Origin of the sequence: Domibacillus sp. DTU_2020_1001157_1_SI_ALB_TIR_016 (assembly GCF_032341995.1) — a bacterium.
GTDB lineage: Bacteria > Bacillota > Bacilli > Bacillales > Domibacillaceae > Domibacillus > Domibacillus indicus_A.
Window position 1 is genome coordinate 1,363,531 of record NZ_CP135439.1, and the last position, 26,399, is coordinate 1,389,929.

Genomic DNA, 26,399 nt, shown 5'->3' on the forward strand with positions numbered 1-26,399 from the left:
TAATGATCAAAATCGGGTACCGAACGTCCAAAACGGCTCTTGGTATAGCGGTGTCTATTTTAATTGCTGAATGGATCGGCCTTCACAACTCGGCTTCTGCCGGCATTATTGCCATTTTGTGTATTCAAAACACGAAGCAGCAGTCTTTAAAAGCTTCCTGGACCCGTCTTGTAGCCGGGATGCTCGCTCTTTTTTATTCCGCCGTTTTTTTTGAATTGCTTGCGTATCACGCGGTTGTGATCGGCCTGATCTTAATCGTCTTTATTCCGACAACCGTGGCGCTTAAAGTACAGGAAGGCATTGTTTCAAGCACCGTTCTTATTTTGCATATGTATGCTGCAAAAGAAGTTTCTACAGCGCTTCTCTTAAATGAAATGGCTCTTGTCATCATAGGAGTAGGCATAGCACTTGTACTCAATTCCTACATGCCGAGCGTAGAAAACGAGCTTGTAAAAATGCAGCAGCAGACAGAAGAACTGTTCGAGCGTATTTTCAAAGAAATTATCTCTTACTTACGAACGAATGAACACACTTGGGACGGAAAAGAACTGACGGAAACGGCCGAGCTGCTTAAACGGGCAAAATCGCTTTCCTACAAAGACGTACAAAACCATTTTACCCGTCATAACAGCTTGTTTTATCAGTACTTCACGATGCGTGAAAAGCAGTTTGAAATTATCGAACGGCTTATTTCAGTCGTGATTTCTATTTCTCACCGTCCGGAGCAGGCGGAAATGATCGCTTCTTTTATGGAAGAAGTAAAAGGGAATATTCACCCAGGCAATACTGCCAAGCTGCATTTAAGCCATTTAAATGATTTAAAACGGGAATTTGAAGAAATGCCTTTACCGAAAACACGCGAAGAGTTCGAAGCACGTGCTGCTCTTTTGCAGTTTGTAAGGGAAATGGAACGATATCTCCGTATTAAAGCACGGTTCCGGGGCATGAAAAAAAGAGCAGCCCATAGGCGCCGCCCTTCTGTTACATAAACATCGTTAAGCCAAACATAAGTGTTGAAATCAACATTGCAAATAACATTAAATACACAATAATCTTTTGAAATGTTTTATTACGCATGAAACTCTCCTTTAAGGGTTGTTGAGTATTATTGTACCGGCAATGAAGCGGATTTTCAACAGGCTCACTGCAGAAGAAACGCCATTTAACCGCTTATCTATTTTCATCAAAGGGGATGGGAACATGAATAAAGTCGATCATATTGGCATAGCCGTTTCATCATTGGAAGCAGCACTTTCACTGTATACCGGGCAGCTTGGCATGACTCATATCAAAACAGAAACAGTCGCGTCACAAAAGGTGCGCGTCGCTTTTATTGATGCCGGTAATGTAAAATTGGAATTATTAGAGCCGGCTGCGCCTGACAGCCCAATCGCCCGGTTTATCCAAAAACGAGGGCCTGGCATCCACCATATCGCGTTTAACGTGAAAGATATCGAGACGAGAATAGCAGAGATGAAAAGCCGGGGAATTGAGATGATTCAAGAAGAGCCGGCCGCCGGTGCGGGAGGAGCTAAAATTGCTTTTATGCATCCGAAGTCAACAGGCAGCGTGCTGATGGAACTGTGTGAAAAAGGGGAGGGCAAAGCATGAAGGATATGTTTGATGCTATTCATTATTTGCAGGATAAACGGCGGGAAGTGGAATTGGGCGGCGGCGACGAGCGAATTGACAAGCAGCATGAAAAAGGAAAACAAACAGCACGTGAGCGGATTGACCTGCTTGTAGATGAAGGTACATTCGTCGAATTAAACCCATTTGTCAAACATCGGAGCACAGACTTTGGACTTGACCACATCGAGGGGCCTGGAGACGGAGTTGTCACGGGATACGGGAAAGTAAACGGCCGTCCGATTTATTTGTTCTCACAGGATTTTACCGTTTTCGGAGGCGCTCTCGGTGAAATGCACGCACAGAAAATTGTTCACGTAATGGATTTAGCGGCTAAAAATGGTGCTCCTTTTGTCGGTTTAAACGACTCAGGAGGAGCCCGTATTCAAGAAGGAGTCCTTTCGCTTGATGGATACGGCCAAATTTTTTATCGGAATGCGATTTATTCAGGAGTGATTCCGCAAATCTCAGTTATTTTGGGCCCATGTGCAGGCGGCGCGGTGTATTCGCCGGCCATTACTGATTTTGTGTTTATGGTCGACCAAACGAGCCAGATGTTTATTACAGGCCCCAAAGTGATTGAAACGGTAACAGGTGAAAAAATTTCGGCCGAAGATTTAGGCGGGGCGAAGGTACATAACACCGTCAGCGGCAATGCCCATTTTCGCGGCCGTACAGAAGAAGAAGTCATAGAAGGCGTGCGCACATTATTAACCTATCTCCCTCAGAACAATCATCAAAAAACACCTCTTTCTGCAGTAAAAGATGAAAGCGATTACCGAGACGACTTGGCGGATATAGTGCCATTTGACGGGCTTCGTCCATACGATGTGCGCCTCGTTGTCAGCCAAGTTGTCGATACAGGCTCTTTTATGGAAGTTCAAAAAGAATTCGCCAAAAACATTGTAGTCGGCTTTGCCAGAATAAAAGGAGAAGCGGTCGGTCTTGTCTGCAATCAGCCAAAATGTATGGCAGGAGGGCTCGATATCGATTCATCTGATAAAGCAGCCCGGTTTATCCGCTTTTGTGATTCGTTTAATATTCCCCTTATTACATTTGAAGATGTTTCAGGCTTTTTTCCGGGTGTGAAGCAGGAGCTGGGCGGAATTATCCGCCACGGTGCCAAAATTCTGTACGCTTATTCAGAAGCGACCGTGCCGAAAATTACAGTGATTTTAAGAAAAGCGTATGGCGGTGCTTATGTTGCCCTTAATTCAAAGTCCATTGGCGCTGACCTCGTATTTGCCTGGCCGAATGCGGAAATTGCCGTTATGGGGCCTGAAGGCGCTGCAAATATTATTTTTGCCCGTGAAATTGCCGAAAGTCCAAATCCAGAAGCGGCCCGTCAGGCGAAAATAGAAGAGTACCGCAGAAAATTTGCTCACCCTTATGTGGCGGCAGCCCACGGGATCGTGGATGATATCATTGATCCGCGCGAAACACGCATTAAATTAATTCAGGCTCTTGATATGATGCGGACAAAACAAGAGGACCGGCCAAAGAAAAAACATGGAAACATGCCTTTATAAGCGGTGCTGCAGCGCTTGCTGGCTGATTTTTCCGCTTGAAATGTTTATAATGAAAAAGTGAGAAAATGTGGAGGTGCTGCGCGATGAATGAAGAACGTTTAGTAAATGAATTTTTAGAACTTGTACAAACAGATTCAGAAACAAAGCATGAACAGGTGATTGCCCAGCTGCTTAAAAAGAAATTTGAAGACCTTGGCTTGGATGTTCATGAAGACGAGGCAGCGGCAAAAACAGGACATGGAGCCGGCAATTTAATTTGTACCCTGACGGGAAATAAACCGGGCGTTGACCCAATTTATTTTACCTCTCATATGGATACAGTGGTTCCGGCCAACGGGGTAAAGCCTGTTGTAGAGAACGGCATCGTCAAAACGGATGGCACAACCATTTTAGGGGCGGATGATAAAGCCGGGCTTGCGGCCATGTTTGAAATGATCCGCCAGCTCAAAGAGCGTAATATCGAGCACGGAGACATTCAATTTATCATTACAGTCGGGGAAGAGTCCGGGCTTGTAGGAGCGAAAGTGCTTGACCCATCCCTTATCAAAGCTAAATACGGATTTGCTCTTGATAGTGACGGGGATGTCGGCAACATTATTATAGCCGCACCGACGCAGGCCAAAATTACGGCGCATGTATACGGGAAAACAGCGCACGCCGGTGTAGCACCTGAAAAAGGCGTCTCAGCGATCACAATGGCTGCTAAAGCAATTGCGCGCATGCCTCTTGGCCGGATTGACGAGGAAACGACTGCGAATATTGGCCGCTTTGAAGGCGGACAGGCAACCAATATCGTTTGTGATTATGTTAAAATTTTGGCGGAAGCCCGCTCGCTTGTACCGGATAAAATGGAGGAGCAGGCGGGTAAAATGAAAGCCGCTTTTGAAGAAGTGGCAGCCGTAATGGGCGGACGTGCAGAAGTAGAAATTGAAGTCATGTATCCAGGCTTTAAATTTGGTGCTGACGATCATGTTGTACAAGTAGCACAAAAAGCTGCCGCAAAAATCGGCCGGCCATCCGAGCTTTTAACAAGCGGCGGCGGAAGCGACGCCAATGTCATTGCCGGTTTTGGCATTCCAACTGTCAACCTGGCTGTCGGATACGAAGATATTCATACAGTGAACGAAAAAATGCCGGTAAAAGAACTAGTCAAGCTTGCCGAAATGGCGGTCGCTATTGTGGAAATTACAGCAGAATAAAAAAAGCAGCTGCCCGTTTCGGCAGCTGCTTTTTGCTTGTATAAGAGCTCTTCAGCCATTTTTTTAAAGGAGTCACGCCGCTATAGACAATACAGCCTTGCCGCGTCTTTATTTTTTATTCATTGCATACAAATGTCTCTCTTGCAAAAGGGATAAGCACCTTCATAAATGAGCTCATTCGTAAAAAATAAAGAAATATAATAGTTTTACGGTACCTTTATAGTATATGATAAGAAAATGAACGCAATGGCGGGCGCTGTTTGACCGTAAAGACCGACATCGATATGGGCACGAAAAAAGACGCCTTTTAAAAGGCGTCTTCATAAGAAAGATTAGTTACATACATCTACATCAAGCATGTTCAGCGGCCACCAGAAGAAGCCGTCTTTCTCAAGGAGTGCATCGGCTGCCTGTGGTCCTTTCGTGTTAGCCGCGTAATTTGGAAACGGAGCTTTTTCCTCACGCCATGCTTTTGAAATGACATCCACAAAGCTCCAGGAAAGAGATACTTCATCCCAATGCGTGAAGTTCGTTGAATCACCGCGCATGGCATCATGAATGAGCTTTTCATATGCTTCAGGTGTATTCATAATATCAACGCCGTTGTTTGCGTAGCTAAGCTTAACTGGTGTTGTTTCCAGCTGATGGCCGGCACGCTTTGCATTCAAGTGAAGCGTAATACCCTCTTCCGGCTGAATATGAATAACGAGCAAGTTTGGCTCCAATTCCTGATCATCCGGACGATAATACAGGTTCATTGGGATATCTTTGAACTGAACTACAATTTTTGTCGATTTCATCGGCATCCGTTTTCCTGTGCGGATATAAAATGGCACACCCGCCCAGCGGAAATTATCAAACATGATTTTTCCAGCTACATATGTTTCTGTATTGGACTGGGGATCCACATTGCTCTCCTGGCGGTAACCAAGAAGAAGTTCACCTTCATTCGGACCGTACTGGCCGCGGACAAAATAATCATTGACCGTTTCAGGCGTTAACGGACGCATAGAACGGAAAGCCCGAACTTTTTCCAGCCGGATTTCTTCATCCTGAAGGCTGATTGGCGGTTCCATAGCAAGAAGGGCTACCATTTGCAGCATATGGTTTTGAACCATGTCTTTTAATGCGCCGCTTGTTTCATAATAACCGCCGCGCTCTTCCACACCGAGCGTTTCGCTGGATGTAATTTGAATATTTGAAATATATCGGTTATTCCAAAGCGGTTCAAACAGCGCGTTGGCAAAACGGATTGTTTCGATGTTCTGCACCATTTCCTTGCCAAGATAATGGTCAATTCGGTAAATGTCTTTTTCATCAAATGATTGACGAATTTGGGCATTCAGCTCTTGAGCAGAAGGAAGATCATGGCCAAATGGCTTTTCAATCACGAGACGCCCAAAGCCTTCTGTATCGGTTAAACCGTCTGCTTTTAAATGATCGGCGATTGTTCCAAAAAATTCTGGTGCCATCGCCAGGTAAAAAAGACGATTGCCACCGAGAGTATAAGTTTGGTCAAGCTCGTCGGCCAGTGTCCGCAATTCAGCATACGACTCGGAATCCGATACATCGTGCGGCAGATAATAAAAATGTGAAATAAATTCATCTATTTGGTCATGAAGAGAAGTGGATTTCATGACGGATTCTTTTACGTGTTCCCGGAACACTTCATTGTCCCATGGGCGGCGTGCTGTTCCGATTACGGCAAAGCCCGAAGCTAAATGTCCTTTCCGGTAAAGACGATAAAGGGACGGATATAATTTTCTTTTAGCCAAGTCTCCTGTTGCGCCGAACAGGATTGTCAGCGCTGATGGCGTTTCGAATTGTTTCACGATAGTAACCCCGCTTTTGAGTTTTCATTTTTATACTATTGCATTTTTTCACAAAACAGTGAAAGTGACAAGTATTTTTGTTTATGATACATATATGTCAAAAGAAGATAAACAAAGGAGTGTTTCTGATCGAACTTTTATTTCTTGGTACCGGGGCTGGCGTTCCTGGAAAACGGCGTAATGTTACGTCCATCGCCCTGAAAATGCTGAATGAGCGCGGTGCAGTCTGGCTGATTGACTGCGGTGAAGCCACACAGCATCAAATTTTACATACGAGCTTAAAGCCGCGCCGCATAGAAAAAATTTTCATTACGCATTTGCACGGCGATCACCTTTTTGGACTGCCTGGATTACTTGGCAGCCGTTCATTTCAAGGCGGGACGGAACCGTTAACCGTGTATGGGCCGTCCGGCATAAGAGCTTTTATTGAAACAGCTCTTTTAGTCAGCAATACTCATTTACAGTACCCTCTTTTAATCGAAGAAATTCAAGAAGGAATGGTGTTTGAAGACAGCCACATGCTTGTAACAGCCGAAAAGCTTGATCACGGAATTGATTCATACGGCTACCGGTTTGCTGAAAAGGAAAAGCCAGGCGAACTGCTTGTTGAGAAGCTGCGCGAAGATGGGGTTCCGCCGGGCCCCGTTTATAAAAAAATAAAAGAAGGACAGACGGTTACCCTCCCGGATGGGCGGGTTATTGACCCAGCTCCCTACACAAGCGGCCCGCAGCCGGGAAAAATCATCACTGTCCTGGGTGATACAAGACAGTGTGAAAGTGCTGTCCGGCTGGCTCTCAACGCAAACGTACTCGTTCATGAAGCGACGTTTGATGCGAAAAGTGAAAAGATGGCCCGTGACTATTTTCATTCAACTACGAAACAGGCAGCCGAAACAGCGGAACGAGCTGGAGCTAAAAAACTATGCCTGACCCATATCAGCTCCCGCTATACGAAAGAAGAAGAACATCAGCTTGTAAAGGAAGCGGCTGAACGGTTCCCATCTGTTGTGATTGCACATGATTTCCTGGAAGTTCCGATTGATTAGCGGATATAAGCATTGCCAAGGCGCTTTGATTGGACAGCTGCTTCTTTAACGCCTGCTTCAATCGCCTGTTTTACCCGAAATTCATCGAATGTGCGCACAGCCGCTTCGGTTGTGCCGCCAGGACTTGTGATGGCTTTTCGGAGGGCAGCGGCCTGGCCGTTATGTTTGGAGAACATGCTGGCAGCGCCGAGCAGTGTCTGCATGAGCAGTTCCTTCGTTGTATCATGGTCCAGGCCAAGATCTTCGCCAGCCTGCTGGATCGCTTCTGCTACATAATAGAAGTAAGCAGGGCCGCTTCCAGAAACAGCCGTTACAGCATCCATTTTCGATTCATCGACCGTAATCACGGTGCCGATAGCCGAAAATAAATGAATGGCAGCAGCATGCTGTTCTTCTGTAACAAAGCGGTTCAGGGCAATCGCCGTAGCGGATTTTCTGACTGCAGCGGACGTATTAGGCATCGAGCGGATAATGGCACACGGCTTGCCGATCGTTTCCTCAATGAAGTCAAGGCTGACACCAGCAAGTAAACTGACGATAACCGAATTCTCCTGAATAAAAGGCTGAATGCTTAACAGGCCGGCTTCTGCATCTTTCGGCTTCATAGCCAGCACAACCAGATCAGCATCCCGCACAGCGGCGCCGGCTTCATAGCCGGTTTGAACCCCGAATTCATCCGCGAGCTGCCGCAGCCTGGCATCATTGGCTTTATTGGTTACATATGTATGGTCAGCCTTTAATGCACCGCTCTGCAGAGCTCCAGCGATGAGGGCTTCTGCCATAGAGCCCGCGCCGATAAAAACAGTTTTCAATTTCATTCCTCCCATTGCCTAAACATTTTGACTTTTCAAGTGATTATGCGGAATAATCACCCATCTGTCAAGAGGAGAGGATAAAGGGAGTGACAATTCCTTTCTGAAACGCTGCATGAAATAGAACAATGAGTACATAAGCAAGAATGAGGTGAAAAAATGGCGATTGAAATGTATAAGGATATTATAAAAATAACGGTGCCAACCCCTTTTCCAATCGGTGACGTCAATACATATATTGTAAAAGGAGACCGGCTGACCCTGATCGATGCGGGTATTCGTACGGAAGAAGCAGACGCCGCCTTAAAAGCAGGATTGAAAAACGCTGGCTACGAGGCTTCGGACATTGAACAAGTGGTTTTAACTCACCATCATCCTGACCATATCGGGCTTTTAGATCAATTTAACGTCCATATATATGGTCATGAGTACGCCAAAAATTGGCTTTCCTATAATGAGCCCTTTATGCAATGGCGCAAAGTGTTTTTCCTCGCTCTTTTTAAAGAGTTTGGTATTCCGGCAGACAAGTACAAAATGGCAGCGAATCTAGAAAAAGCACTGTCTTTTGGATCGCAGAGGAGCCGGCTCAGCGGTTTTTTAAAAGAGGGAGATACTGTACCGGGCCTGCCGGATTTTCGTGTGTTTGAAACGCCGGGCCATGCACAGAGCCATCTTGTTTTTTACCGGGAAAAGGACGGCCTCCTTCTGGCCGGAGACCATATACTAAAAACTGTTTCGTCAAATCCTCTGATTGAACCGCCAATGGAGGTGGGAGGGGAACGAAGCAAGTCACTGCTTCAATATCATCATTCACTGAAAAAAATAATGGATCTGGATATCAGCCATGTGATGACAGGGCATGGGAATGATCTTTCATCGATCAAGCCGCTGCTTCAGCGCCGCTTTGAACGGCAGCACGAACGGGCTATGCTTGTTTTATCCATGCTTCAAAGCCGGCCTATGACTATGTTTGAGCTGTGTATCCAGCTGTTTCCGGAAGTATACGAAAAACAAACCGGCTTAACGCTGTCTGAAACAGCCGGACAAGTCGATTATTTGCTCCAGCAGGGAAGTATTCGTGCAGACCGGGCAGAGGACGGAGCGATTTATTACTATGGAGCGTAATCAAGAAAAAGTTGTGGTGATCACAGGTGCTTCATCCGGACTTGGTACAGAACTTGCGAGGGCTGCCGGAGCAAAAGGATACCGTCTTGTGCTTCTTGCAAGACGGCTGGACCGGTTAAAGAAGCTGCAGAAGGAGCTGAGCGGACAGGGCGTCTCTGTCCGCGTGTTTGAAGCGGATGTGGCGGACAGGCAGAGAATGGAAGAGGTGTTTAAACAAATAGGCACGGTTGATGTACTGATTAACAATGCGGGAGTCGGTTTTTTTACATGGGCACATGAAGCGAAGGCGGAGGAAACCAAGCAGATGCTTGATGTAAATGTGAGCGGGCTGATTACGTGCTGTGAACTGGTTATTCCGCACATGATGGCGCGCCGGAGCGGTCATATTATCAATATTGCGTCACAAGCCGGCAAGATGGCTACGCCAAAGTCAGCCGTTTATGCGGCAACAAAACATGCAGTACTCGGTTACACGAATAGCCTGAGAATGGAAATGAGCCGGGCCGGGGTGCTGGTGACGGCCATTAATCCCGGCCCGATTGCGACCCCGTTTTTTGATCAGGCCGACCCGGAAGGCACGTACGTAAAAAATGCCGGCCGTTTTATGCTGGACCCAAAAAAAGTAGCCGAAAAAACGATTGCCATCATCGGACGGCCGGTGCGGGAAGTGAATGTTCCGCGCTGGATGGCCGCAGGCAGCCGCATTCATTCCCTGTTTCCAAACGCAGTTGAAAAGCTGGGGAAAAACGCTTTTTTCAAAAAATAAAAAGGAGCCGATTCGGCTCCTTGCAGATTGTAGACAAATAAAATTAATTGCCAAAGGATTTCTTTCGTTTCTTTTTTATGCAAGTCGCGCAGGCGGCTTCGCTTTCCATGGGGCCCCGTCTATGTCGCCATGCGGCCCAGCCGGCCGGCTTTCCCTATCGGCTCTTTTTAAGAAGCAATGTTTCTTGGAAAGTCTCCTGCCTATTTTCGGCGGTGAAAACTTTTATAAAAAAGACTGACGACTTTGTCGACAGTCTCAAAGGAGCCGAGCCGGCTCCTTTTTATGATGGATATAAATCAAACTCTGCCAGAAAGCGATCAATGGCTTTTTCATATTCTTCCGGATTTTCATTATAAGATTGAGCGTGTCCGCCTTTGTCGGCCATAAAGAGCTGTTTCGGCCCCTTTTTTGCTTCAAACAGCGCTTCTGTCATATCAGGAAGGATAAAGTCATCTTCTTTGCTGTGAATAAAAAGAACCGGCTTCTCGATGGATTGAATCGCTTCAAGCGGAGACAGCTCTGTCATTTTATAACGCCCGCGCAGCCAAACGGCCCATTCAGCAATCGTCATAAAAAAGGGAGGAGAAAAACCGAGCTCCCTTTTCATTTGATGACGCACCTGCTGCCGAAAATCTGAAAACGGACAATCGGCTATATAAAAAGATGCTTTGTCTTCCACTGTGCCGGCATAAAGTAAAAGCGTAACGGCACCCATTGATTCTCCATGGATGCCAAAGCGGACACTCTCACCTTCCCGGCGGATCAATTCATCAATGACGGCTTTTAAATCCTGCTTTTCAAAATGACCATAGCTTGTAAAAGATCCCTCGGACTCCCCGTGTCGGCGATGATCAAAAAGAATTGCGTTAAAGCCGCGTTTTAAAAATACATTCATATATTTTACGGAGTTGATTTTATGCTCTGTAACTCCATGGCAGAAGATCACATATGGACGGCCGGGATTGGGCGTAATAAAAACACTTTTTAAACGGGTACCGTCTATAGAGCGGACCCACACTTCTTCTTTTGGAAGCTGCCTGTATAGCTCAAGGTCGAATCGCCCGGCTCTCGTTTCCCGTTCTGCAACCGCTTCTTCCGCTTTTTTGGCGATATACAAAATCCGCTGGGATAGATAAAGGCCGGTTCCTGCTATGGCCAGTACCGCGGAAGCGCTGGCGGCCAGGCCCTTTTTTACAGCCGATGCGCGTCGTAGTCGGCTGTTTTTGAGATATCTTGTATCCATTTGTATTCTTCCTCCGTCAGCGCTGCTTCCCGTACGGCACGGGCATTTTCTTTCAGCTGCTCAACGGAGCTTGCCCCGGCCACAACAGTAGCAGCAGCTGGATGACCGAGCACATAGCGGAAAGCAAGCCCGTTTAGTGTGCGTCCTTCCGGTACGTTTTTCTCAAGTGTTGACAGCACCGATTCGAGTTCCGGCTCACTGTACCAGTTAACCCCTTTTTTTGCCGCCTTTGAGAGCTTGTCACGCCAGTGGCTGGTTAAAAGTCCGAAGGCCACCGGACCGCGTGCGGCGACAGTGACGCCATTCTCTGCTAAAATAGGAAGCGCCTGTACTTCAGGACGGCGGTCCAGTATGCTGTACTGCATCATGACATTTGAAAGATTCGATCTTTTTACATATTCATTGATCACAGTCGGTCGAATGGAGGAAATACCATAAGCGCGGATAAGCCCTTCTGCTTTTAATTCCTCAAATGCTTCGATTGTCTCATCAATGGGATCTTCAAGGGTGCCGCCGTGCAGCTGGTATAAATCAATATAGTCAATACTGAGCCGTTTTAAACTTTGTTTGGCTGCTTCTTTTATGTATGCCTTTGAGGCATCCCATGTCCAGCTGTTCTTCGACTCGGTCCAGCGGTTGCCTGCTTTTGTCGCGATCACGACCTGGTCACGAACTGCGCGCAATGTTTTGCCGACCAGCTGTTCATTAACACCAAAGTCGTATAAATCAGCTGTATCAAAATAGGTGATGCCTTCATCTAGGGCTGTTTTTAAAAGCGTTTCTGCCTGCTTTTCTTCGGTGCCAATGGACATGCATCCAAGACCCAGCTCGCTGGCGTAAATACCAGATTTCCCAATTTCACGTTTATTCAATTTGCATCACCTTCCTTTTTTGTACAGTGTAACATATGGAAGAAAAAAATAGAAAAGAGGGACCTTTATGCACAAATTTGAAGAGAAAACAATGAAAAGCGAATCGATTTTCAGCGGAAAAGTGATACAGGTACGAGTGGATGAGGTTGTACTGCCGGATGGAAAGCACTCAAAACGAGAATTAATTAAACATCCGGGGGCGGTTTGTGTGATCGCGATTACAGATGAAAAGAAAATCATTTTGGTAGAACAGTACCGGAAAGCACTGGAGCGCCCGCTCGTTGAAGTGCCGGCAGGAAAGCTGGAGCCAGGAGAAGAGCCGTCTCTTTGTGCCGCGCGGGAGCTGGAAGAAGAAACAGGCTATCGTCCAGGCAGTATCCAGCCTATTCAATCGTTTTACACATCGCCGGGATTTGCCGATGAACTTGTACATGTTTTTTTAGCGGAGCAGCTTCAAAAGGTTGAGGGCGGACTTGCAGCAGATGAAGATGAGTTTGTAGACCTGCTCGAAGTCACGCTGGAAGAAGCAGAGGAACTGGCGAAAAAAGAACGTATTTTTGATGCTAAAACACTTTGGGCACTGCAATATATCCGCTTAAACGGCCTGGCATAATAAGGGCTCCCCTCTCATATAGTGCGAAAAGAGAGGGGGCCTCCATTTATGTGGACTGCCATCATCGAACACATTCAAAAAAGAGCCGCACTATATTTGTTTTCAGCCGTATTGTTTATGACGGGAACAGCATTCGGAGCCATTACAGTCAATAGCATGGAACCGGTGCAGAAATCGGAGCTGTACACGTATGTAAAAGAGTTTTTCGGCCAGTCTTCGTCTGGAACTGTTGCCAACCCGACTGATCTTTTTGTGGAGAGCTTAATTCATAACATAAAGTTTACAGGGGCGATGTGGGTCGCCGGCATTTCGATTATCGGACTGCCGCTTATTTTTATTCTTCTTTTTATTAAAGGAGCTGTAACAGGGTTTTCTGTTGGCTTTCTTATCCAGCAAATGAAATGGGACGGGCTCTTTCTGTCGCTTCTGGCCATTTTGCCGCAAAATCTGATTCTCATTCCCGTTTTTCTTTTTACCGCTGTGATGTCGGCATCCTGCTCGATCCGGCTCGTGCAAAAAATTACAACCCGGCAGACAATGCCTCTTCCGGTTACCAAAAGTGTTTTTTCTTATATAGGGTACGCTGCAGCAGGAGCGGCAGCTATATTGCTTGCGTCTTTAACAGAGGCGTTTATTTCAAGCCAATTTATGAATATTCTCGTAAATAAATTCTTTTGATTCATTGACGCCTTTTGTTATAATAGGGAATACATCGGCGAGGGAGGGAACAAATATGGAAAGCCGGATTGACCGAATAAAAAAACAGCTGCATGCGGCAAGCTACAAATTAACACCGCAGCGTGAAGCTACTGTGCGTGTTCTTCTTGAGCATGAAGAGGACCACTTAAGTGCTGAAGACGTGTACCTCCTCGTTAAAGAAAAAGCTCCTGAAATTGGGTTGGCCACAGTCTACAGAACGCTTGAATTACTAAATGAACTTAAAGTTGTTGATAAAATAAATTTTGGAGATGGTGTCTCCCGCTATGATCTTCGTCAGGAAGGTGCTGCGCACTTTCATCATCACCTCGTTTGCATCGAGTGTGGAGCAGTGGATGAAATTCAAGAAGATTTGCTTGATGATGTGGAAGCCATTGTGGAAAGCAGATGGAATTTTAAAATTAAAGACCACCGCTTAACTTTCCATGGTATTTGCAGCAGATGCCATTCAAAGCAGCAGGAAGATGAGCAGGAAGATTTAGAAAAGCAGCATGTAGAATAAAACCTTTCGATCCAAGTCGAAAGGTTTTTTTATCATGAAGGAGGCAGGCGGATGAATGACTATGTAAATGATTTCCTGCATTTTTCACTTGTAGAAAAAGGACTTTCTGATAATACCATTTCAGCATACCGGCGTGATCTTCGCCATTATACAGAATACATAGAAAAAGTAGAGCAAGTGAAAATACCGGATATCACCAGGCTGCATATTTTGCATTTTTTAGAACAGCTGCGGGATCAGGGAAAGTCATCGAAGACAATTGCACGCCATATTTCCACGATCCGCTCTTTTCATCACTTTTTAATTCAAGACCGGATTAGTACGCATGATCCGACACATCATATTGAAACACCAAAGTCGGGCCGTACGCTTCCGAAAGTGTTAAATATGGATGAAACGGAAGCACTGCTGGCAGCACCGGATGCCACGACGCCTCTAGGCATGCGGGATAAAGCAATGATTGAACTAATGTATGCATCGGGGCTGCGGGTCAGTGAATTAACGGCTTTAAACAAAGAAGACGTTCACTTAACAATGGGATTTGTGCGCTGCACAGGAAAAGGCGGCAAGGAAAGAATTATCCCGGCCGGCAGTCATGCACTAGGCGCCATTGAACGATACTTGCAGGAGGGCCGCCCCAAGCTTGTATCACCGAAGCGGCGCGATGAAGCCTTGTTTTTGAACCATTATGGACAGCGGCTGACGCGGCAGGGATTTTGGAAGGTGATTAAAGCGCTGGCGAAAAAAGCCACCATTGAAAAAGAGCTTACGCCTCATACGATTCGTCACTCGTTTGCGACCCACCTGCTTGAAAACGGAGCGGATCTGCGGGCTGTCCAGGAAATGCTCGGCCATGCTGATATCTCGACCACGCAGATCTACACACATGTAACGAAAACACGACTAAAAGATGTGTACAGCCAGTTTCATCCCCGCGCCTGAAGAAGGTCAGGCGCTTTTTGTTTTTTATAACGAAATGGATTATACTAGAAACGAGAAGTCAGACTTCTGACAATTACCAGGCAAAGCATGATTTATCCGATAGTCTGGGTAAAAATAAAGAAGAATGTGATTAGAAGGGAGAAGCGGCCAGATGAATCATTCATTTAAACGGATTCACTTAATCGTTCTCGACTCAGTAGGTATTGGAGAAGCACCGGATGCTTCTGCTTTTGGAGACGAGGGCGCTGATACGCTTGGGCATATTGCCGAAAAAATGAACGGGCTCAATATGCCGAAAATGGCAGCACTGGGCTTGTCGAATATTAAAGAAATTCAAGGTATCCCGAAAGCGGACCATCCGGCGGCTTTTTGGACGAAAATGCAGGAAGCATCAAACGGAAAAGACACCATGACAGGACACTGGGAAATTATGGGACTGCGTATCGATACGCCTTTCCAGGTGTTTCCGGATGGGTTTCCTGCTTCACTGATTGAAGAATTGGAAGAAAAATCAGGGCGCAAAATTATCGGAAACAAGCCGGCCAGCGGTACCGAAATTTTAGATGAGCTTGGAGAAGAGCATGTGAAAACCGGGGCCCTGATCGTGTATACATCAGCAGATTCCGTTTTGCAAATTGCTGCTCACGAGGACATCGTGCCGCTTGATGAACTGTATCGTATCTGTGAAATGGCGCGTGAAATGACCAAAACAGGTGATTATATGGTCGGCCGCGTGATTGCCCGCCCGTTTGTCGGCGAACCAGGGCAGTTTAAACGAACTGCTAATCGGCATGACTATGCACTGAAGCCATTTGGCCGCACGGTCATGAATGAATTGAAGGATGCCGGATTAGATGTGATTGCGGTAGGGAAAATTTCTGATATTTATGATGGGGAAGGCGTTACCGAAGCCATTCGAACTGTATCAAACATGGATGGAATGGATAAGTTTATTCAAACGGCGGAAAAAGATTTTACTGGCTTGTCTTTTTTAAACCTGGTTGACTTTGACGCTCTTTTTGGACACCGCCGGGACCCAGAGGGCTACGGCAAGGCGCTCGAGGAATTTGATGCGCGGCTGCCGGAGCTTTTAGAAAAGCTGACTGAACAGGATCTGCTTATTTTAACGGCGGACCATGGCAATGACCCTGTTCATCATGGAACCGATCATACACGTGAATTTGTACCGCTGCTCGTTTATTCAAAAGCGTTTGCCGAAGGCCGCGAGCTGCCTCTTCGCCAAACGTTTGCGGATGTTGGCGCATCGGTTGCGGACAACTTTAACGTCAAAATGCCAGAGCATGGAAATAGTTTTATGGGGGAATTAACATGAACATTCAACATATTGAAGAAGCTGCGGGATTTTTAAAAGAAAAACTAAATGTCACACCAGAAATCGGATTGATTTTAGGGTCTGGTCTCGGCGTATTGGCGGACGAAGTGGAAAACGCTGTTTCGATTCCGTATGAAACCATTCCACACTTTCCGGTTTCAACAGTAGAAGGCCACGCAGGAGAACTCGTAATTGGAACTTTATCAGGAAAAACTGTTGCAGCGATGAAAGGCCGCTTCCATTATTACGAAGGTTATTCGTTCCAGGAAGTGACATTTCCGGTGCGCGTGATGAAAGCACTGGGCATCGAAACGATTATTGTGACGAATGCAGCGGGCGGCGTAAATGAATCGTTTGAGCCGGGCGACTTAATGCTCATTTCAGATCATTTAAATTTAATGGGCGGAAACCCGCTGATCGGCAAAAATGATTCACGCCTTGGCGTTCGTTTTCCGGATATGTCTGTTGCTTACAGCCGGGAACTAAGAGAACTGGCAAGAAAAGCAGCGGAGCGGGTTGGCTTGAACGTTCGAGAGGGCGTTTATGCAGGCAATACGGGCCCAGTTTATGAAACACCGGCGGAAGTGCGTATGGCACGTGTTCTCGGCGCAGACGCGGTCGGTATGTCTACAGTGCCGGAAGTGATTGCAGCCCGCCACAGCGGCATGAATGTACTCGGTATTTCCTGCATTTCCAACATGGCAGCTGGTATTTTAGACCAGCCTCTGGCACATGACGAAGTAATTGAAACAACAGAAAAAGTACGCGCGGAATTTCTTGCTTACGTGAAGGAGATTGTTCAATCTTTGTAAAGGTGTGATGGATGAATGAGAATGGTGGACGTAATTCATAAAAAGCGTAACGGACAGGCACTGACAGACGAGGAAATTCAATTTTTTGTTCAAGGTTATACAAAAGGCGAAATTCCAGATTATCAGGCATCCGCTTTTATGATGGCGATTTATTTTCAAGGAATGACCCCGCAGGAAACGGCTGTTTTAACAAAAGCGATGGTTGATTCAGGTGAAACGATTGATTTGTCTGGCATTAAAGGCCATAAAGTGGATAAGCACTCAACAGGCGGAGTTGGAGATAAAGTCACATTTATTGTCGGACCGCTTGTTGCTTCGGCAGGTGTGCCGGTAGCAAAAATGTCCGGCCGCGGCCTTGGCCATACCGGAGGCACGCTTGATAAGCTCGAAGCGATAGCGGGCCTTCAAATTGAAATGTCCAAAGAGCAGTTTATTGATAATGTGAATAAATATAAGCTTGCTGTTGCCGGCCAGACCGGAAATCTCGCTCCAGCCGACAAAAAGCTGTACGCTCTGCGTGATGTAACAGCAACAGTCGAAGCCATTCCGCTGATTGCCGGCTCCATTATGAGTAAAAAGCTTGCGTCTGGTGCAGACAGTATTGTATTAGATGTAAAAACAGGGTCGGGTGCGTTTATGAAAACGCTGGAGGACTCCGAGGCTTTAGCAAAAGAAATGGTCGCCATCGGCAATAATCTTGGCCGCAAAACGGTTGCCATTATTAGTGATATGAATCAGCCGCTCGGATTTGAAGTCGGCAATGCCAATGAAATCAAGGAAGCGGCGGCCATTTTGCAAGGGGAGAACGTAGAAGACCTCCGGACCCTTTCGCTTGAAATTGCTTCTCATATGACGGTTTTGGCCGGTGCGTTCAGCGATTACAAAGAAGCACGTGATACACTTGAGGCGAATCTGGAAAATGGCAAAGCATACGAAGTATTCCGCCAGTTTGTGATCGCTCAAGGCGGTGATGTGAGCATGATTGATGATCCTGCCAAGCTTCCGCAGGCCTCTTTTCACATTGATGTTGAATCAGAGCAAGAAGGCTTCGTAGCCGAAATTGACGCAGAATCCATTGGGATAGCCGCTATGTATTTAGGGGCGGGACGCGCAACAAAAGACGATCAAATCAATCATGCTGTCGGTATTACATTAAAGAAAAAAATTGGTGACTTCGTTCAAAAAGGAGAGGTGCTCGTTACGCTCCATGCTGATAACGCCACACCAAAAGACTCCATTGAAAAAGTAAAGCAGGCATATCGTTTTTCGAATGAAAAAGTGGAACGGCCGACGCTTATTCATAAAGTGATCAGAGACTGACAAATGTCAGTCTCTTTTTTTGTCGAAAATTAAGAGCTTTTTTCTAGTTTTGGTAAGGGGGAGGAAAATGACTCCTCGAAAAAGAATTGAACATATCAGCATGTAAAGGAGGAATGACGATGGTAACCATGAAAGCAGAAGCGAAAGGAAAAGTTCTCATTATTCGATTAACGGGAGAGCTCGACCACTACTATTCCGAGCAGGTTAAAGAATTTACAGAGCAGCAAATTGACAGCCATCAAACGCAGCATTTGATTTGGAACTTGTCGGGTCTGCCTTTCATGGACAGCTCAGGTCTCGGGGTGATTTTAGGGCGCTACCGCCAGGTAAATGAAATGGGCGGCAGCGTGACCGTTTGTGGATTGAATACACAAGTGAAACGCCTGTTTCAGCTTTCAGGGCTGTTTAAGATTATGTATGTGGATCAAACAGAACAAGAAGCGCTGGAGAGATTGGAGGAATCTTCATGCAAAACACAATGACGATCTCATTTAACGCACTGGGAGAAAACGAAGCGTTTTCTCGGGTAGCCGTGGCTTCTTTTGCAGCAAAGCTGAATCCGACTGTAGACGATTTAGCCGAATTGAAAACAGCTGTTTCAGAAGCAGTTACAAACGCTATTATTCATGGATATGACAGTAATCCGGCAGGAATTGTTTATATAAGCGCCACCATTGAGGACGGAGAAATCGATGTGATTATCCGCGATGAAGGACGCGGAATCGGAAATATTGAAGAAGCGAAGGAACCTCTTTTTACAACAAAGCCTGAAATGGAAAGAGCCGGTATGGGCTTTACGATTATGGAGCATTTTACCGACCTCCTGGAAGTGGAATCGAGCACATCTTCGGGTACAGTCGTTCGCTTTAGAAAGCGGCTGGCGGGAAAGCGTGTTAACTGTGTTTAAGGAAAGAGCGGATTTCTTATGAAGCAGGCTGTACAGTTAACCGATGGTGAAGTCAAGGAGCTGATTCGGCAAAGCCAGGAGGGCAACGTGGAAGCGCGCAATAAGCTGGTTGAGTGGAATACACGGCTCGTCTGGTCGGTGGTGCATCGATTTTTAAATCGTGGTCACGAGTCAGAAGATTTATTTCAAATCGGCTGTATTGGTTTAATTAAATGTATTGATAAGTTTGATCTTTCCTATAACGTTAAGTTTTCAACATACGCGGTTCCGATGATTATCGGTGAGATTCAGCGGTTTTTGCGTGATGACGGGGAAGTAAAGGTGAGCAGGCGCTTAAAGGAAACAGCCGGGAAAATGAGGCGTGAACGTGAAGTGTTTATCGCAGAAAGCGGACGCCCTCCGACTGTACAGGAACTGGCCGGAAAGCTTGGTATATCAATGGAGGAAGCGATGATGGCCCAAGAATCCTCCCGGCGTCCGGCGTCTATTCATGAAACCGTTTATGAAAATGAAGGAGAACCTATTACGCTGCTTGACCAGCTTGCAGCACCAGAAGCCAAGTGGTTTGATTCATTGGTTGTAAAAGAAGCCATAGAAAAGCTGCCTGAGCGGGAACAGCTTATCGTATTTCTTCGTTTTTTCAAAGACTGCACGCAGTCGGAAACTGCAAACAGACTCGGGATTTCCCAAGTTCAAGTATCAAGACTCGAAAAACAGATTATTAAAAGCCTGCGGTCAGATATGAATAAAACCTAGTCGGCACGGGGAAACTTCGTAAAAAGCGGAGGTGCTTGCTATGGGTCAAATCGTGTACATCACCTTAAAGCGCCATGTTCGCCTCGACGAACGGCGCATTTCTTTTTTTGATGTGGCTGAAGCCGAAGTCGACCAGGAAGCAAAGCCCATTTTAGAAAAACTGATTGTGAAAACGGCAAAGCCATCATCAGGCAATGTAGTCATTGTAACGATTTTAGATGTTGTGAAAGCATTAAAAACGGTTTTTCCTGATGCCCAAACGGTTATCACAGGTGATACAGAAACGATTGTCAGCCTGCAGCCTGTACGTGCACGAGCCCCGCTTTGGAAAATAGCATTTGTCTGGCTTGTGCTGTTTACAGGTGCTGCACTGACCATTATGAATTTTCATGAGGACGTATCCATGCAGAAAGTGCATGCGATTTTATATGAAAAAATAACAGGCATTAAAAATGAAAACCCGCTTATGCTGCAAATTCCTTATTCTATAGGGCTGGGGCTCGGGATGATTTTATTTTTTAATCGGCTGTGGCAAAAAAGACTCAATGAAGAGCCGGGCCCGCTTGATTTAGAAATGTTTAAGTATGAGGAAGACATCAATGCGTATCTCGCAGCCAACGAAAAGGAAAAGCCGTAGCATGGCGACGCTTTTTGTTTTGTTTTTAGGTCTAGCAGGCGGGTTGGCTACAGGTGCCGGGTATGTGGCGTTTATTTCAGTCCTTGGTGTGATCCCGAGGCTGATGTCAGCTACGAAAACACAGCCGTATATTCACTTGTACGAGCTTTCACTGGTGCTTGGTGTACTCACAGGAACATTTCTGCATATTTTTAATACGCATTTTCACTGGCCATCTGTTACAACTGCCTTTATCGGTTTATTCAGCGGCTTGTTTATCGGCATGGGTGCGGCTGCCCTGACTGAAGTACTGAATGTGTTTCCTATACTAGCCAGGAGAGTAGGGGTTTTTGCCGAGGTGAACATGCTGATGATGGCTGTGGCGCTTGGCAAGATAACAGGCTCGCTTATTCAATGGATTTTACTTTCACCGATGTAAAAGGAGGCAGCACGATGATTTCGCCAGAAGAAATGGATGTTTACTTAGAAAAAGAAGCAGGGCTTGGTAAAAGTTTTGATACCGGCATAAGAAGGCTGACAGTAGCAGGGGAGCCGCTCCATATTTATTTCATTAACGGGCTTTGTGAAACACGGTTTATTATCGAAATTATGGAATCATTGATTGCGCTTGAAAAAAAGGAGGGGAAAACGACTGCTGCCCTCGTTAAAGAGCATCTTGTCCATCAGGCAGTCGAAGAAGTCAAGGATCCATCAAAGCTGCCGGCTGCGATCATGTCGGGACTGATTGGTATTTCAGTACCGGGAACGGCGTTTATCATTGATGTAAGAAGTTATCCAGGACGGCAGCCGGCAGAGCCTGATACAGAAAAAGTCGTGCGCGGCTCCCGTGACGGTTTTGTGGAAAATATCATCGTGAACACCGCTCTTACGCGAAGAAGAATTCGTGATGGCCGTCTTCGGTTTGAAATTATGAGAGCGGGAAGTGTTTCGCAAATGGATATTGCTGTCGGTTACATGGAAGGTGTAGCTTCCGATGAATTGGTTGAGCGAGTTAAGAAAGAAGTCACTTCTATTAAAACAGCCGGTCTCCCTATGGCAGACAAAACAGTAGAAGAATTTTTAATTAAACAACACTATAACCCCTACCCTCTTGTTCGTTATACTGAACGAGCGGATATTGCCGCCGCCCATTTAATTGAAGGGCACGTTCTCCTTTATACCGATACGTCACCAGCGGTTATGATCATGCCGGCTACTTTTCTGCAGCATATGCAGCATGCCGAAGAATACAGGCAGCTTCCGGCAGCAGGCACATTTATCCGTCTGCTTCGTTTTGTCGGTTTATGGATGTCTTTATTTCTGCTGCCGCTCTGGTACCTATTCGCTGCTTATCCCGCCATGCTTCCTGAAGCGCTTTGGTTTATCGGTCCACGTGAAACAACAGAAATTCCCCTTGTTTTACAAATCTTTATTGCCGATCTTGGCATAGAGTGGCTGCGAGTTGCTGCCATTCATACGCCGCAGCCGCTTTCAACTGCTATGGGCCTTGTTGCTGCCGTGTTAATTGGACAAATGGCCATTGATACGGGGCTTTTTGTCCCTGAGGTAATATTGTATACAGCCCTTGCAGCCATTGGCACGTTCTCGACGCCCAGCTATGAGCTGGGGCTGGCAAATAAATTGACACGCCTTTTTATTCTGGCTGGAACGGCCCTGTTTGGTCCAATTGGATTTGTTGTGTCGGTTATGCTTGTGTTTGTATATCTCGTTCGTTTAAAACCGTTCGGAGCTCCTTATCTATGGCCGCTGATTCCCTTTGACGCTTCATCGCTTTGGACGATCCTCATTAGACGGCAGGCACCAGAGCAAACCGGAATTCCAGAAATCAACCGAACAGATTTGCGGTAAACAGGAATATTTCGTGTATTGAGCGAGGGGGGAATGTATGATATAGTACTTTTATTCTCATGCCGGGTAAAAGGCATAAAGACAATAGAACGGGGCGATTATGCATATGCACACATATGGGACAGCAGCTGTGAATGACCGCGGACATTTAGAAATTGGCGGTGTTGACGTAGTAGAAGCGGCAGCTCAATTCGGCACACCGCTTTATTTATATGACGTAGCGCTTATTCGTGAGCGTGCAAGAGGATTTAAAGAAACATTTGATAAATTGGGAGTCAAAGCGCAGGTGGCGTATGCGAGCAAGGCATTTGCTTCGGTAGCCATGATGCAGCTGGCAGAACAGGAAGGACTGTCGCTTGATGTTGTATCGGGCGGGGAATTATATACAGCACAAAGAGCCGGGTTTCCGGTAGAGCGAATTCATTTTCATGGAAACAACAAAAGCCGTGAAGAAATCGAAATGGCTTTTGAAGCAGGGATTGGCTGTATGGTAGTCGATAACTTCCATGAATTAGAGCTTATTGGTGAAATCAGTGAAGCCCGCAGTCAAGTGATGGATATTCTGCTTCGCATTACGCCGGGTATTGAAGCTCATACGCATGATTACATTTTAACGGGTCAGGAAGATTCAAAGTTTGGCTTTGATTTAAATAATGGACAAGCGGAAGAAGCATTGAAACTGGCACTTGAAAAGCCGTTTATCCACGTATTAGGCCTTCACTGCCATATCGGATCGCAAATTTTCGAAACAACAGGCTTTATTTTAGCGGCCGAGAAAATTATCGGAAAATTGGCTGATTGGCAGCATCGTCTCGATTTTGAATCGAAAGTATTAAACCTTGGCGGCGGTTTCGGTATCCGTTATACCGCTGAGGATGATCCGCTTAAACCGGCAGCTTATGTTGAAGAGATTATCAGCAAAGTGCAAAGTGAAACAAAAAAATATGGAATGAGTATGCCTGAAATTTGGATTGAACCGGGCCGTTCCCTTGTGGGTGACGCAGGTGTGACAATTTATGAAACAGGTTCAGTGAAAGATGTGCCGAATGTGCGCAAATATTTAGCTGTGGATGGCGGCATGAGTGATAATATCCGTCCTGCTTTATATGAAGCGAAATACGAAGCGGTACTCGCAAACCGTGTAAACGACCCGGTTGAAGAAACGGTATCGATTGCCGGAAAATGCTGTGAATCCGGTGACATGCTCATTTGGGATCTGCCGCTTCCGAAAGCAGAAGCCGGGGATTTGCTCGCGATGTTCTGTACGGGCGCTTACGGCTATTCCATGGCGAACAACTACAACCGTATTCCGCGTCCACCAGTTGTATTTGCCGAAAATGGCGAGGCGAGACTGGTCATTCGCCGTGAGACATTTGATGATTTAGTGAAATTAGACTTGCCGCTCGGGCTGCCGCAGACAAACTAATTGGAGCAGGCAGCATGAAAAACAATGTTGTTTTGCTCCTTTTATTCACTGTGCTGGCACTGGGATGGGGACTGTATTACTGGTTTTTTATTGCGGGTTAACATCGCCTCTTGCGGTCGGGCTTTAGATTTAGTAAGATAAAGTACGTGGCGATATCAAGCAGGTAAATCCTGCTAATTGAAGAGGGATTTTAAATGCTGATTCGATATAAAAAGTCGTTTAAAAAAATTGCAATGGGCTTGCTTTCCTACATGCCTCGCGAAAAAGAGCTGCGGACGCTGACCGAAACAATGGAAAGCTACGAAGCAGATGACAGCAGACAGCTGTTTCTTTGGAAAGAGGACGAGGACATTGTAGGAGTAATTGGTGTAGCCGTCAGCGATACAAGAGCTGAAATATTGCACATAGCGGTCAATCCGTCTTTCCGCGATGAAGGAATTGGAACGGAAATGATTGCCGCTGTAACAAAATTATTTTCGGACCGGACTGTTGCGCCAAGCGAAGCAACGAACCGATTTTTTGAAAAGTGTACGAAAGAAAGCCGGTAAAGGACGATTATCTCGTCACCTTACCGGCTTTTTTCAATGCGATTGCGGCTGTGCGGGCGTCCAATACGTCCGTACGGTCACGCAGTTTGTGTTTGTTGAGTAGAAATTGTTCATCGGATTCCGGCTCAAAAGCAGCAGTAAACTGCTTCAATTCATTTTGAAGCCGTGGATCCGCAATTGGAATCTCAATTGGCTCAAAAGGAACATCGGCTTTTACATCGTCTGCCGCCTGCTCAATCAGGAGAAGAAAGTGCTCTGGATCAACACCGAGCTCCCTCAGAGCTTCCTGGTGGCGAATCAAGCAGGAAATTGATTTTTGAGCCATGCGGAGTGCGCCGGCTTTGTTTCCGCGCCGGTAATGATAAAGGAAAACAGCACACTGGATAAAGCCAACCCAGACGGAATCACGCGTGCCATCTATTTTTTTCCAATATTCTTCTAGCAGCTCGTGGCATTCAAAATAATCACGGTCAATATGAAAATGTGCCAAAAAAGCCAGGTAAGGCACTGGATATGAATACATTCGGTTTCCCCCAGTTCAAGTGGTTGGATCGAAGTAAGCGTATCATGATTTAATTCTTTTCTCAATAGCAGCCGTCTGAATGCGCTGATGGCCAGCAGAAGGGAATAGAATGTAAAAAATGCAAGAAGTACAGGGGAGCAACCAATGGAATATAAAGTGAAAATTGATTCTTTTGAAGGGCCGCTTGATTTGCTGCTTCACTTGATCCAGCAGCTTGAAATAGACATATACGACATTCCTGTATCGGAAATTACGAATCAATACTTATTATATGTAAATACAATGCAGCAGCTTGAACTTGATGTAGCCAGTGAATATTTAGTGATGGCCGCTACATTAATTGCCATGAAAAGCCGTTCACTGCTGCCAGATCATTCGGCGGAAGAAGAAGATTTTATAGAAGAAGAAGATCCGAGAGAAGAGCTGGCCCGCCGGTTAATCGAGTATAAAAAGTATAAAGAGGCAGCCGGCCGTCTTCATGAGCTTGAGGAAGAGCGGACAAAGCTTTTTTCAAGACCGCCCGCAGACCAGCTTTTTTCATCTAATGAAGAAGGGCCGCTCAATGTGTCCCTTTTTGATATGCTCGGCGCTTTTCAGAAAATGGCCCGCCGTAAAAAGCTGGCTGTGCCGCCACGAGCGACGGTCCGCCGGGAAGAGCTCTCAGTAGAAAAAAGAATGGAGCTGCTCAAAGAAAAGCTGAGGCTGTCAAAAGAGCCTATTCTTTTTGATGACTTGTTTGACTCTCATGAACGGAACGAGCTTGTGGTTAGTTTTTTAGCCATTTTAGAGCTGATGAAGCAAAATGAAATTGTTGTTTCACAAGAAGGAAATTTTGCCGACTTATATGTAACGGCTGGAGGAAATAAAGGATGAAACATAAAAGCATTATAGAGAGCCTGCTGTTTGCAGCAGGAGACGAAGGGCTGACAGCGGAGCAAATCGCCGAGGTCATCGACTTGCCGGTACAGGAGGTCAAAGACATTCTTCAATCGATGGAGGAAGCTTTGAAACAAGATGAAGCGAGAGGAACAGTGATTACCTCCTTTGGCAATGAATACCGGATGATGACGAAAAAAGAAAATGCGGCTTTTATTCAAAAGCTCGCTGAAAAGCCGTCACCGAAAACACTGTCCCAGGCAGCGTTGGAAACGCTCGCCATTATTGCTTATAATCAGCCGGTTACACGCATCGAAGTGGAAGAAATCCGGGGAGTGAAAACAGAGCGTCCCATTGCCACCTTGTGCGCACGGGGGCTCATTGAAGAAGCTGGCCGTGCAGATGCCCCGGGCCGGCCTATTTTGTATGCGACTACAGCTGAATTTTTAGACGCTTTTCAGCTTAAAAGCATCAAAGATCTGCCACCGCTCGAAGAAAGCAATGGATCTATGCAGCAGGAAGCCGACTTGTTTTTCGGCCGATTCGAAGAAGCCCTTGAGGATTAGTCATGCTCGTCTTTCTTTTT

At 46.1% G+C, this 26,399-nt stretch carries 30 protein-coding genes; 24 read left to right on the forward strand and 6 right to left on the reverse strand.

Going from position 1 to position 26,399, the window contains the following annotated elements; genetic code table 11:
* Window positions 1-2: 2 nt before the first annotated feature.
* A complete protein-coding gene (locus tag RRU94_RS14795) occupies window positions 3-989 on the forward strand; it encodes an aromatic acid exporter family protein (RefSeq protein WP_251270976.1) in 987 nt (328 codons plus the stop codon).
* On the opposite strand, the gene prli42 is transcribed toward RRU94_RS14795, so the two are convergent.
* Window positions 982-1,077: a stressosome-associated protein Prli42 gene (gene prli42 / locus RRU94_RS25705; RefSeq protein WP_410493026.1), complete on the reverse strand. Its 96-nt coding sequence runs from the start codon at window positions 1,075-1,077 to the stop codon at window positions 982-984. The genes RRU94_RS14795 and prli42 overlap by 8 nt on opposite strands.
* Window positions 1,078-1,200: 123 nt before the next feature.
* Here prli42 and mce point away from each other — a divergent pair, with 123 nt between their 5' ends.
* The 3 genes from mce to RRU94_RS14810 all read left to right on the forward strand — a co-directional run bounded on the left by mce (window position 1,201) and on the right by RRU94_RS14810 (window position 4,357).
* The gene (gene mce / locus RRU94_RS14800; RefSeq protein ID WP_251270975.1) at window positions 1,201-1,611 is read left to right on the forward strand and encodes a methylmalonyl-CoA epimerase; all 411 of its coding nucleotides are present in this window, start codon (window positions 1,201-1,203) and stop codon (window positions 1,609-1,611) included.
* Window positions 1,608-3,158, forward strand: a complete 1,551-nt coding sequence (locus RRU94_RS14805; RefSeq protein ID WP_315695264.1) for an acyl-CoA carboxylase subunit beta — start codon at window positions 1,608-1,610, stop codon at window positions 3,156-3,158. The genes mce and RRU94_RS14805 overlap by 4 nt, the downstream gene beginning before the upstream one ends.
* Window positions 3,159-3,241: 83 nt before the next feature.
* Window positions 3,242-4,357 carry a M20/M25/M40 family metallo-hydrolase gene (locus tag RRU94_RS14810; RefSeq protein WP_315695266.1) on the forward strand — a complete coding sequence of 372 codons (1,116 nt, stop codon included), beginning with the start codon at window positions 3,242-3,244 and terminating at the stop codon, window positions 4,355-4,357.
* 332 nt (window positions 4,358-4,689) lie between these two features.
* Here RRU94_RS14810 and zwf read toward each other — a convergent pair whose 3' ends face one another.
* Window positions 4,690-6,189, reverse strand: a complete 1,500-nt coding sequence (zwf, locus tag RRU94_RS14815) for a glucose-6-phosphate dehydrogenase (protein WP_315695267.1) — start codon at window positions 6,187-6,189, stop codon at window positions 4,690-4,692.
* 128 nt (window positions 6,190-6,317) lie between these two features.
* Between zwf and rnz the strand changes: the two genes are divergently transcribed.
* Window positions 6,318-7,235: a ribonuclease Z gene (rnz, locus tag RRU94_RS14820; RefSeq protein WP_315695977.1), complete on the forward strand. Its 918-nt coding sequence runs from the start codon at window positions 6,318-6,320 to the stop codon at window positions 7,233-7,235.
* Here the strand turns inward: rnz and proC are convergent.
* On the reverse strand, window positions 7,232-8,053 hold the full coding sequence (proC, locus tag RRU94_RS14825) for a pyrroline-5-carboxylate reductase (RefSeq protein WP_315695269.1): 822 nt from the start codon (window positions 8,051-8,053) through the stop codon (window positions 7,232-7,234). The genes rnz and proC overlap by 4 nt on opposite strands.
* Before the next feature lie 153 nt (window positions 8,054-8,206).
* Here proC and RRU94_RS14830 point away from each other — a divergent pair, with 153 nt between their 5' ends.
* Together RRU94_RS14830 and RRU94_RS14835 are read left to right on the forward strand one after the other, a co-directional pair.
* Entirely contained in the window at window positions 8,207-9,172 is a 966-nt protein-coding gene (locus tag RRU94_RS14830) for an MBL fold metallo-hydrolase (RefSeq protein ID WP_315695271.1), read from the forward strand.
* Complete coding sequence (locus tag RRU94_RS14835; RefSeq protein WP_315695273.1) at window positions 9,162-9,938, forward strand: SDR family NAD(P)-dependent oxidoreductase; 777 nt, start codon at window positions 9,162-9,164, stop codon at window positions 9,936-9,938. The genes RRU94_RS14830 and RRU94_RS14835 overlap by 11 nt, the downstream gene beginning before the upstream one ends.
* 280 nt (window positions 9,939-10,218) lie before the next feature.
* Here the strand turns inward: RRU94_RS14835 and RRU94_RS14840 are convergent, their stop codons facing one another.
* Both RRU94_RS14840 and RRU94_RS14845 read right to left on the reverse strand, forming a co-directional pair.
* On the reverse strand, window positions 10,219-11,181 hold the full coding sequence (locus RRU94_RS14840) for an alpha/beta hydrolase (RefSeq protein ID WP_315695275.1): 963 nt from the start codon (window positions 11,179-11,181) through the stop codon (window positions 10,219-10,221).
* Window positions 11,130-12,053 (reverse strand): aldo/keto reductase, encoded by a 924-nt coding sequence (locus RRU94_RS14845; RefSeq protein ID WP_315695277.1) that lies wholly within the window; start codon window positions 12,051-12,053, stop codon window positions 11,130-11,132. Before RRU94_RS14845 ends, RRU94_RS14840 begins: the two co-directional genes overlap by 52 nt.
* 67 nt (window positions 12,054-12,120) lie before the next feature.
* On the opposite strand from RRU94_RS14845, the gene RRU94_RS14850 reads away from it, so the two are divergent.
* From RRU94_RS14850 to RRU94_RS14920, 15 genes are all read left to right on the forward strand, one after another.
* The gene (locus RRU94_RS14850) at window positions 12,121-12,666 is read left to right on the forward strand and encodes an NUDIX hydrolase (RefSeq protein ID WP_315695279.1); all 546 of its coding nucleotides are present in this window, start codon (window positions 12,121-12,123) and stop codon (window positions 12,664-12,666) included.
* Window positions 12,667-12,714: 48 nt separating this feature from the next.
* Window positions 12,715-13,344 (forward strand): stage II sporulation protein M, encoded by a 630-nt coding sequence (gene spoIIM, locus RRU94_RS14855; protein WP_251270965.1) that lies wholly within the window; start codon window positions 12,715-12,717, stop codon window positions 13,342-13,344.
* Window positions 13,345-13,399: 55 nt separating this feature from the next.
* On the forward strand, window positions 13,400-13,885 hold the full coding sequence (locus RRU94_RS14860; RefSeq protein WP_242233560.1) for a ferric iron uptake transcriptional regulator: 486 nt from the start codon (window positions 13,400-13,402) through the stop codon (window positions 13,883-13,885).
* A 51-nt stretch (window positions 13,886-13,936) separates the two neighbouring features.
* On the forward strand, window positions 13,937-14,827 hold the full coding sequence (gene xerD / locus RRU94_RS14865) for a site-specific tyrosine recombinase XerD (RefSeq protein WP_315695282.1): 891 nt from the start codon (window positions 13,937-13,939) through the stop codon (window positions 14,825-14,827).
* A gap of 151 nt (window positions 14,828-14,978) precedes the next feature.
* On the forward strand, window positions 14,979-16,160 hold the full coding sequence (deoB, locus tag RRU94_RS14870) for a phosphopentomutase (RefSeq protein WP_315695284.1): 1,182 nt from the start codon (window positions 14,979-14,981) through the stop codon (window positions 16,158-16,160).
* On the forward strand, window positions 16,157-16,972 hold the full coding sequence (locus RRU94_RS14875; RefSeq protein ID WP_315695286.1) for a purine-nucleoside phosphorylase: 816 nt from the start codon (window positions 16,157-16,159) through the stop codon (window positions 16,970-16,972). Before deoB ends, RRU94_RS14875 begins: the two co-directional genes overlap by 4 nt.
* Window positions 16,973-16,987: 15 nt before the next feature.
* A complete protein-coding gene (locus RRU94_RS14880) occupies window positions 16,988-18,292 on the forward strand; it encodes a pyrimidine-nucleoside phosphorylase (RefSeq protein ID WP_315695288.1) in 1,305 nt (434 codons plus the stop codon).
* Between the two features lie 119 nt (window positions 18,293-18,411).
* Window positions 18,412-18,774 (forward strand): anti-sigma F factor antagonist, encoded by a 363-nt coding sequence (gene spoIIAA / locus RRU94_RS14885; RefSeq protein WP_315695290.1) that lies wholly within the window; start codon window positions 18,412-18,414, stop codon window positions 18,772-18,774.
* Window positions 18,759-19,199 carry an anti-sigma F factor gene (spoIIAB, locus tag RRU94_RS14890; RefSeq protein ID WP_251270960.1) on the forward strand — a complete coding sequence of 147 codons (441 nt, stop codon included), beginning with the start codon at window positions 18,759-18,761 and terminating at the stop codon, window positions 19,197-19,199. The genes spoIIAA and spoIIAB overlap by 16 nt, the downstream gene beginning before the upstream one ends.
* Before the next feature lie 18 nt (window positions 19,200-19,217).
* Complete coding sequence (gene sigF, locus RRU94_RS14895; protein ID WP_315695293.1) at window positions 19,218-19,955, forward strand: RNA polymerase sporulation sigma factor SigF; 738 nt, start codon at window positions 19,218-19,220, stop codon at window positions 19,953-19,955.
* 40 nt (window positions 19,956-19,995) lie between these two features.
* A complete protein-coding gene (locus tag RRU94_RS14900) occupies window positions 19,996-20,592 on the forward strand; it encodes a stage V sporulation protein AA (RefSeq protein WP_285879585.1) in 597 nt (198 codons plus the stop codon).
* Between the two features lies 1 nt (window position 20,593).
* Entirely contained in the window at window positions 20,594-21,010 is a 417-nt protein-coding gene (locus RRU94_RS14905; protein ID WP_315695297.1) for a stage V sporulation protein AB, read from the forward strand.
* Between the two features lie 14 nt (window positions 21,011-21,024).
* Entirely contained in the window at window positions 21,025-22,440 is a 1,416-nt protein-coding gene (locus tag RRU94_RS14910) for a spore germination protein (protein WP_315695299.1), read from the forward strand.
* 106 nt (window positions 22,441-22,546) lie between these two features.
* Window positions 22,547-23,866 carry a diaminopimelate decarboxylase gene (gene lysA, locus RRU94_RS14915; protein WP_315695979.1) on the forward strand — a complete coding sequence of 440 codons (1,320 nt, stop codon included), beginning with the start codon at window positions 22,547-22,549 and terminating at the stop codon, window positions 23,864-23,866.
* Between the two features lie 194 nt (window positions 23,867-24,060).
* Entirely contained in the window at window positions 24,061-24,414 is a 354-nt protein-coding gene (locus tag RRU94_RS14920; protein WP_315695301.1) for a GNAT family N-acetyltransferase, read from the forward strand.
* A gap of 7 nt (window positions 24,415-24,421) precedes the next feature.
* On the opposite strand, the gene RRU94_RS14925 is transcribed toward RRU94_RS14920, so the two are convergent.
* Window positions 24,422-24,937, reverse strand: a complete 516-nt coding sequence (locus RRU94_RS14925) for a DUF309 domain-containing protein (protein WP_315695303.1) — start codon at window positions 24,935-24,937, stop codon at window positions 24,422-24,424.
* Between the two features lie 144 nt (window positions 24,938-25,081).
* On the opposite strand from RRU94_RS14925, the gene RRU94_RS14930 reads away from it, so the two are divergent.
* Together RRU94_RS14930 and scpB are read left to right on the forward strand one after the other, a co-directional pair.
* The gene (locus RRU94_RS14930; protein WP_251270953.1) at window positions 25,082-25,810 is read left to right on the forward strand and encodes a segregation/condensation protein A; all 729 of its coding nucleotides are present in this window, start codon (window positions 25,082-25,084) and stop codon (window positions 25,808-25,810) included.
* On the forward strand, window positions 25,807-26,379 hold the full coding sequence (gene scpB, locus RRU94_RS14935) for an SMC-Scp complex subunit ScpB (protein WP_315695306.1): 573 nt from the start codon (window positions 25,807-25,809) through the stop codon (window positions 26,377-26,379). Before RRU94_RS14930 ends, scpB begins: the two co-directional genes overlap by 4 nt.
* Window positions 26,380-26,399 lie beyond the last annotated feature (20 nt).

What these genes read in the sequence shown, in the direction of transcription:
- RRU94_RS14795 (WP_251270976.1), top strand. Translation starts at nt 3, where the DNA reads ATGATCAAAATCGGGTACCGAACGTCCAAAACGGCTCTTGGTATAGCG.
- prli42 (WP_410493026.1), bottom strand. Translation starts at nt 1,077, where the DNA reads ATGCGTAATAAAACATTTCAAAAGATTATTGTGTATTTAATGTTATTT.
- mce (WP_251270975.1), top strand. Translation starts at nt 1,201, where the DNA reads ATGAATAAAGTCGATCATATTGGCATAGCCGTTTCATCATTGGAAGCA.
- RRU94_RS14805 (WP_315695264.1), top strand. Translation starts at nt 1,608, where the DNA reads ATGAAGGATATGTTTGATGCTATTCATTATTTGCAGGATAAACGGCGG.
- RRU94_RS14810 (WP_315695266.1), top strand. Translation starts at nt 3,242, where the DNA reads ATGAATGAAGAACGTTTAGTAAATGAATTTTTAGAACTTGTACAAACA.
- proC (WP_315695269.1), bottom strand. Translation starts at nt 8,053, where the DNA reads ATGAAATTGAAAACTGTTTTTATCGGCGCGGGCTCTATGGCAGAAGCC.
- RRU94_RS14830 (WP_315695271.1), top strand. Translation starts at nt 8,207, where the DNA reads ATGGCGATTGAAATGTATAAGGATATTATAAAAATAACGGTGCCAACC.
- RRU94_RS14835 (WP_315695273.1), top strand. Translation starts at nt 9,162, where the DNA reads ATGGAGCGTAATCAAGAAAAAGTTGTGGTGATCACAGGTGCTTCATCC.
- RRU94_RS14840 (WP_315695275.1), bottom strand. Translation starts at nt 11,181, where the DNA reads ATGGATACAAGATATCTCAAAAACAGCCGACTACGACGCGCATCGGCT.
- RRU94_RS14850 (WP_315695279.1), top strand. Translation starts at nt 12,121, where the DNA reads ATGCACAAATTTGAAGAGAAAACAATGAAAAGCGAATCGATTTTCAGC.
- spoIIM (WP_251270965.1), top strand. Translation starts at nt 12,715, where the DNA reads ATGTGGACTGCCATCATCGAACACATTCAAAAAAGAGCCGCACTATAT.
- RRU94_RS14860 (WP_242233560.1), top strand. Translation starts at nt 13,400, where the DNA reads ATGGAAAGCCGGATTGACCGAATAAAAAAACAGCTGCATGCGGCAAGC.
- xerD (WP_315695282.1), top strand. Translation starts at nt 13,937, where the DNA reads ATGAATGACTATGTAAATGATTTCCTGCATTTTTCACTTGTAGAAAAA.
- deoB (WP_315695284.1), top strand. Translation starts at nt 14,979, where the DNA reads ATGAATCATTCATTTAAACGGATTCACTTAATCGTTCTCGACTCAGTA.
- RRU94_RS14875 (WP_315695286.1), top strand. Translation starts at nt 16,157, where the DNA reads ATGAACATTCAACATATTGAAGAAGCTGCGGGATTTTTAAAAGAAAAA.
- RRU94_RS14880 (WP_315695288.1), top strand. Translation starts at nt 16,988, where the DNA reads ATGAGAATGGTGGACGTAATTCATAAAAAGCGTAACGGACAGGCACTG.
- spoIIAA (WP_315695290.1), top strand. Translation starts at nt 18,412, where the DNA reads ATGGTAACCATGAAAGCAGAAGCGAAAGGAAAAGTTCTCATTATTCGA.
- spoIIAB (WP_251270960.1), top strand. Translation starts at nt 18,759, where the DNA reads ATGCAAAACACAATGACGATCTCATTTAACGCACTGGGAGAAAACGAA.
- sigF (WP_315695293.1), top strand. Translation starts at nt 19,218, where the DNA reads ATGAAGCAGGCTGTACAGTTAACCGATGGTGAAGTCAAGGAGCTGATT.
- RRU94_RS14900 (WP_285879585.1), top strand. Translation starts at nt 19,996, where the DNA reads ATGGGTCAAATCGTGTACATCACCTTAAAGCGCCATGTTCGCCTCGAC.
- RRU94_RS14905 (WP_315695297.1), top strand. Translation starts at nt 20,594, where the DNA reads ATGGCGACGCTTTTTGTTTTGTTTTTAGGTCTAGCAGGCGGGTTGGCT.
- RRU94_RS14910 (WP_315695299.1), top strand. Translation starts at nt 21,025, where the DNA reads ATGATTTCGCCAGAAGAAATGGATGTTTACTTAGAAAAAGAAGCAGGG.
- lysA (WP_315695979.1), top strand. Translation starts at nt 22,547, where the DNA reads ATGCACACATATGGGACAGCAGCTGTGAATGACCGCGGACATTTAGAA.
- RRU94_RS14920 (WP_315695301.1), top strand. Translation starts at nt 24,061, where the DNA reads ATGCTGATTCGATATAAAAAGTCGTTTAAAAAAATTGCAATGGGCTTG.
- RRU94_RS14925 (WP_315695303.1), bottom strand. Translation starts at nt 24,937, where the DNA reads ATGTATTCATATCCAGTGCCTTACCTGGCTTTTTTGGCACATTTTCAT.
- RRU94_RS14930 (WP_251270953.1), top strand. Translation starts at nt 25,082, where the DNA reads ATGGAATATAAAGTGAAAATTGATTCTTTTGAAGGGCCGCTTGATTTG.
- scpB (WP_315695306.1), top strand. Translation starts at nt 25,807, where the DNA reads ATGAAACATAAAAGCATTATAGAGAGCCTGCTGTTTGCAGCAGGAGAC.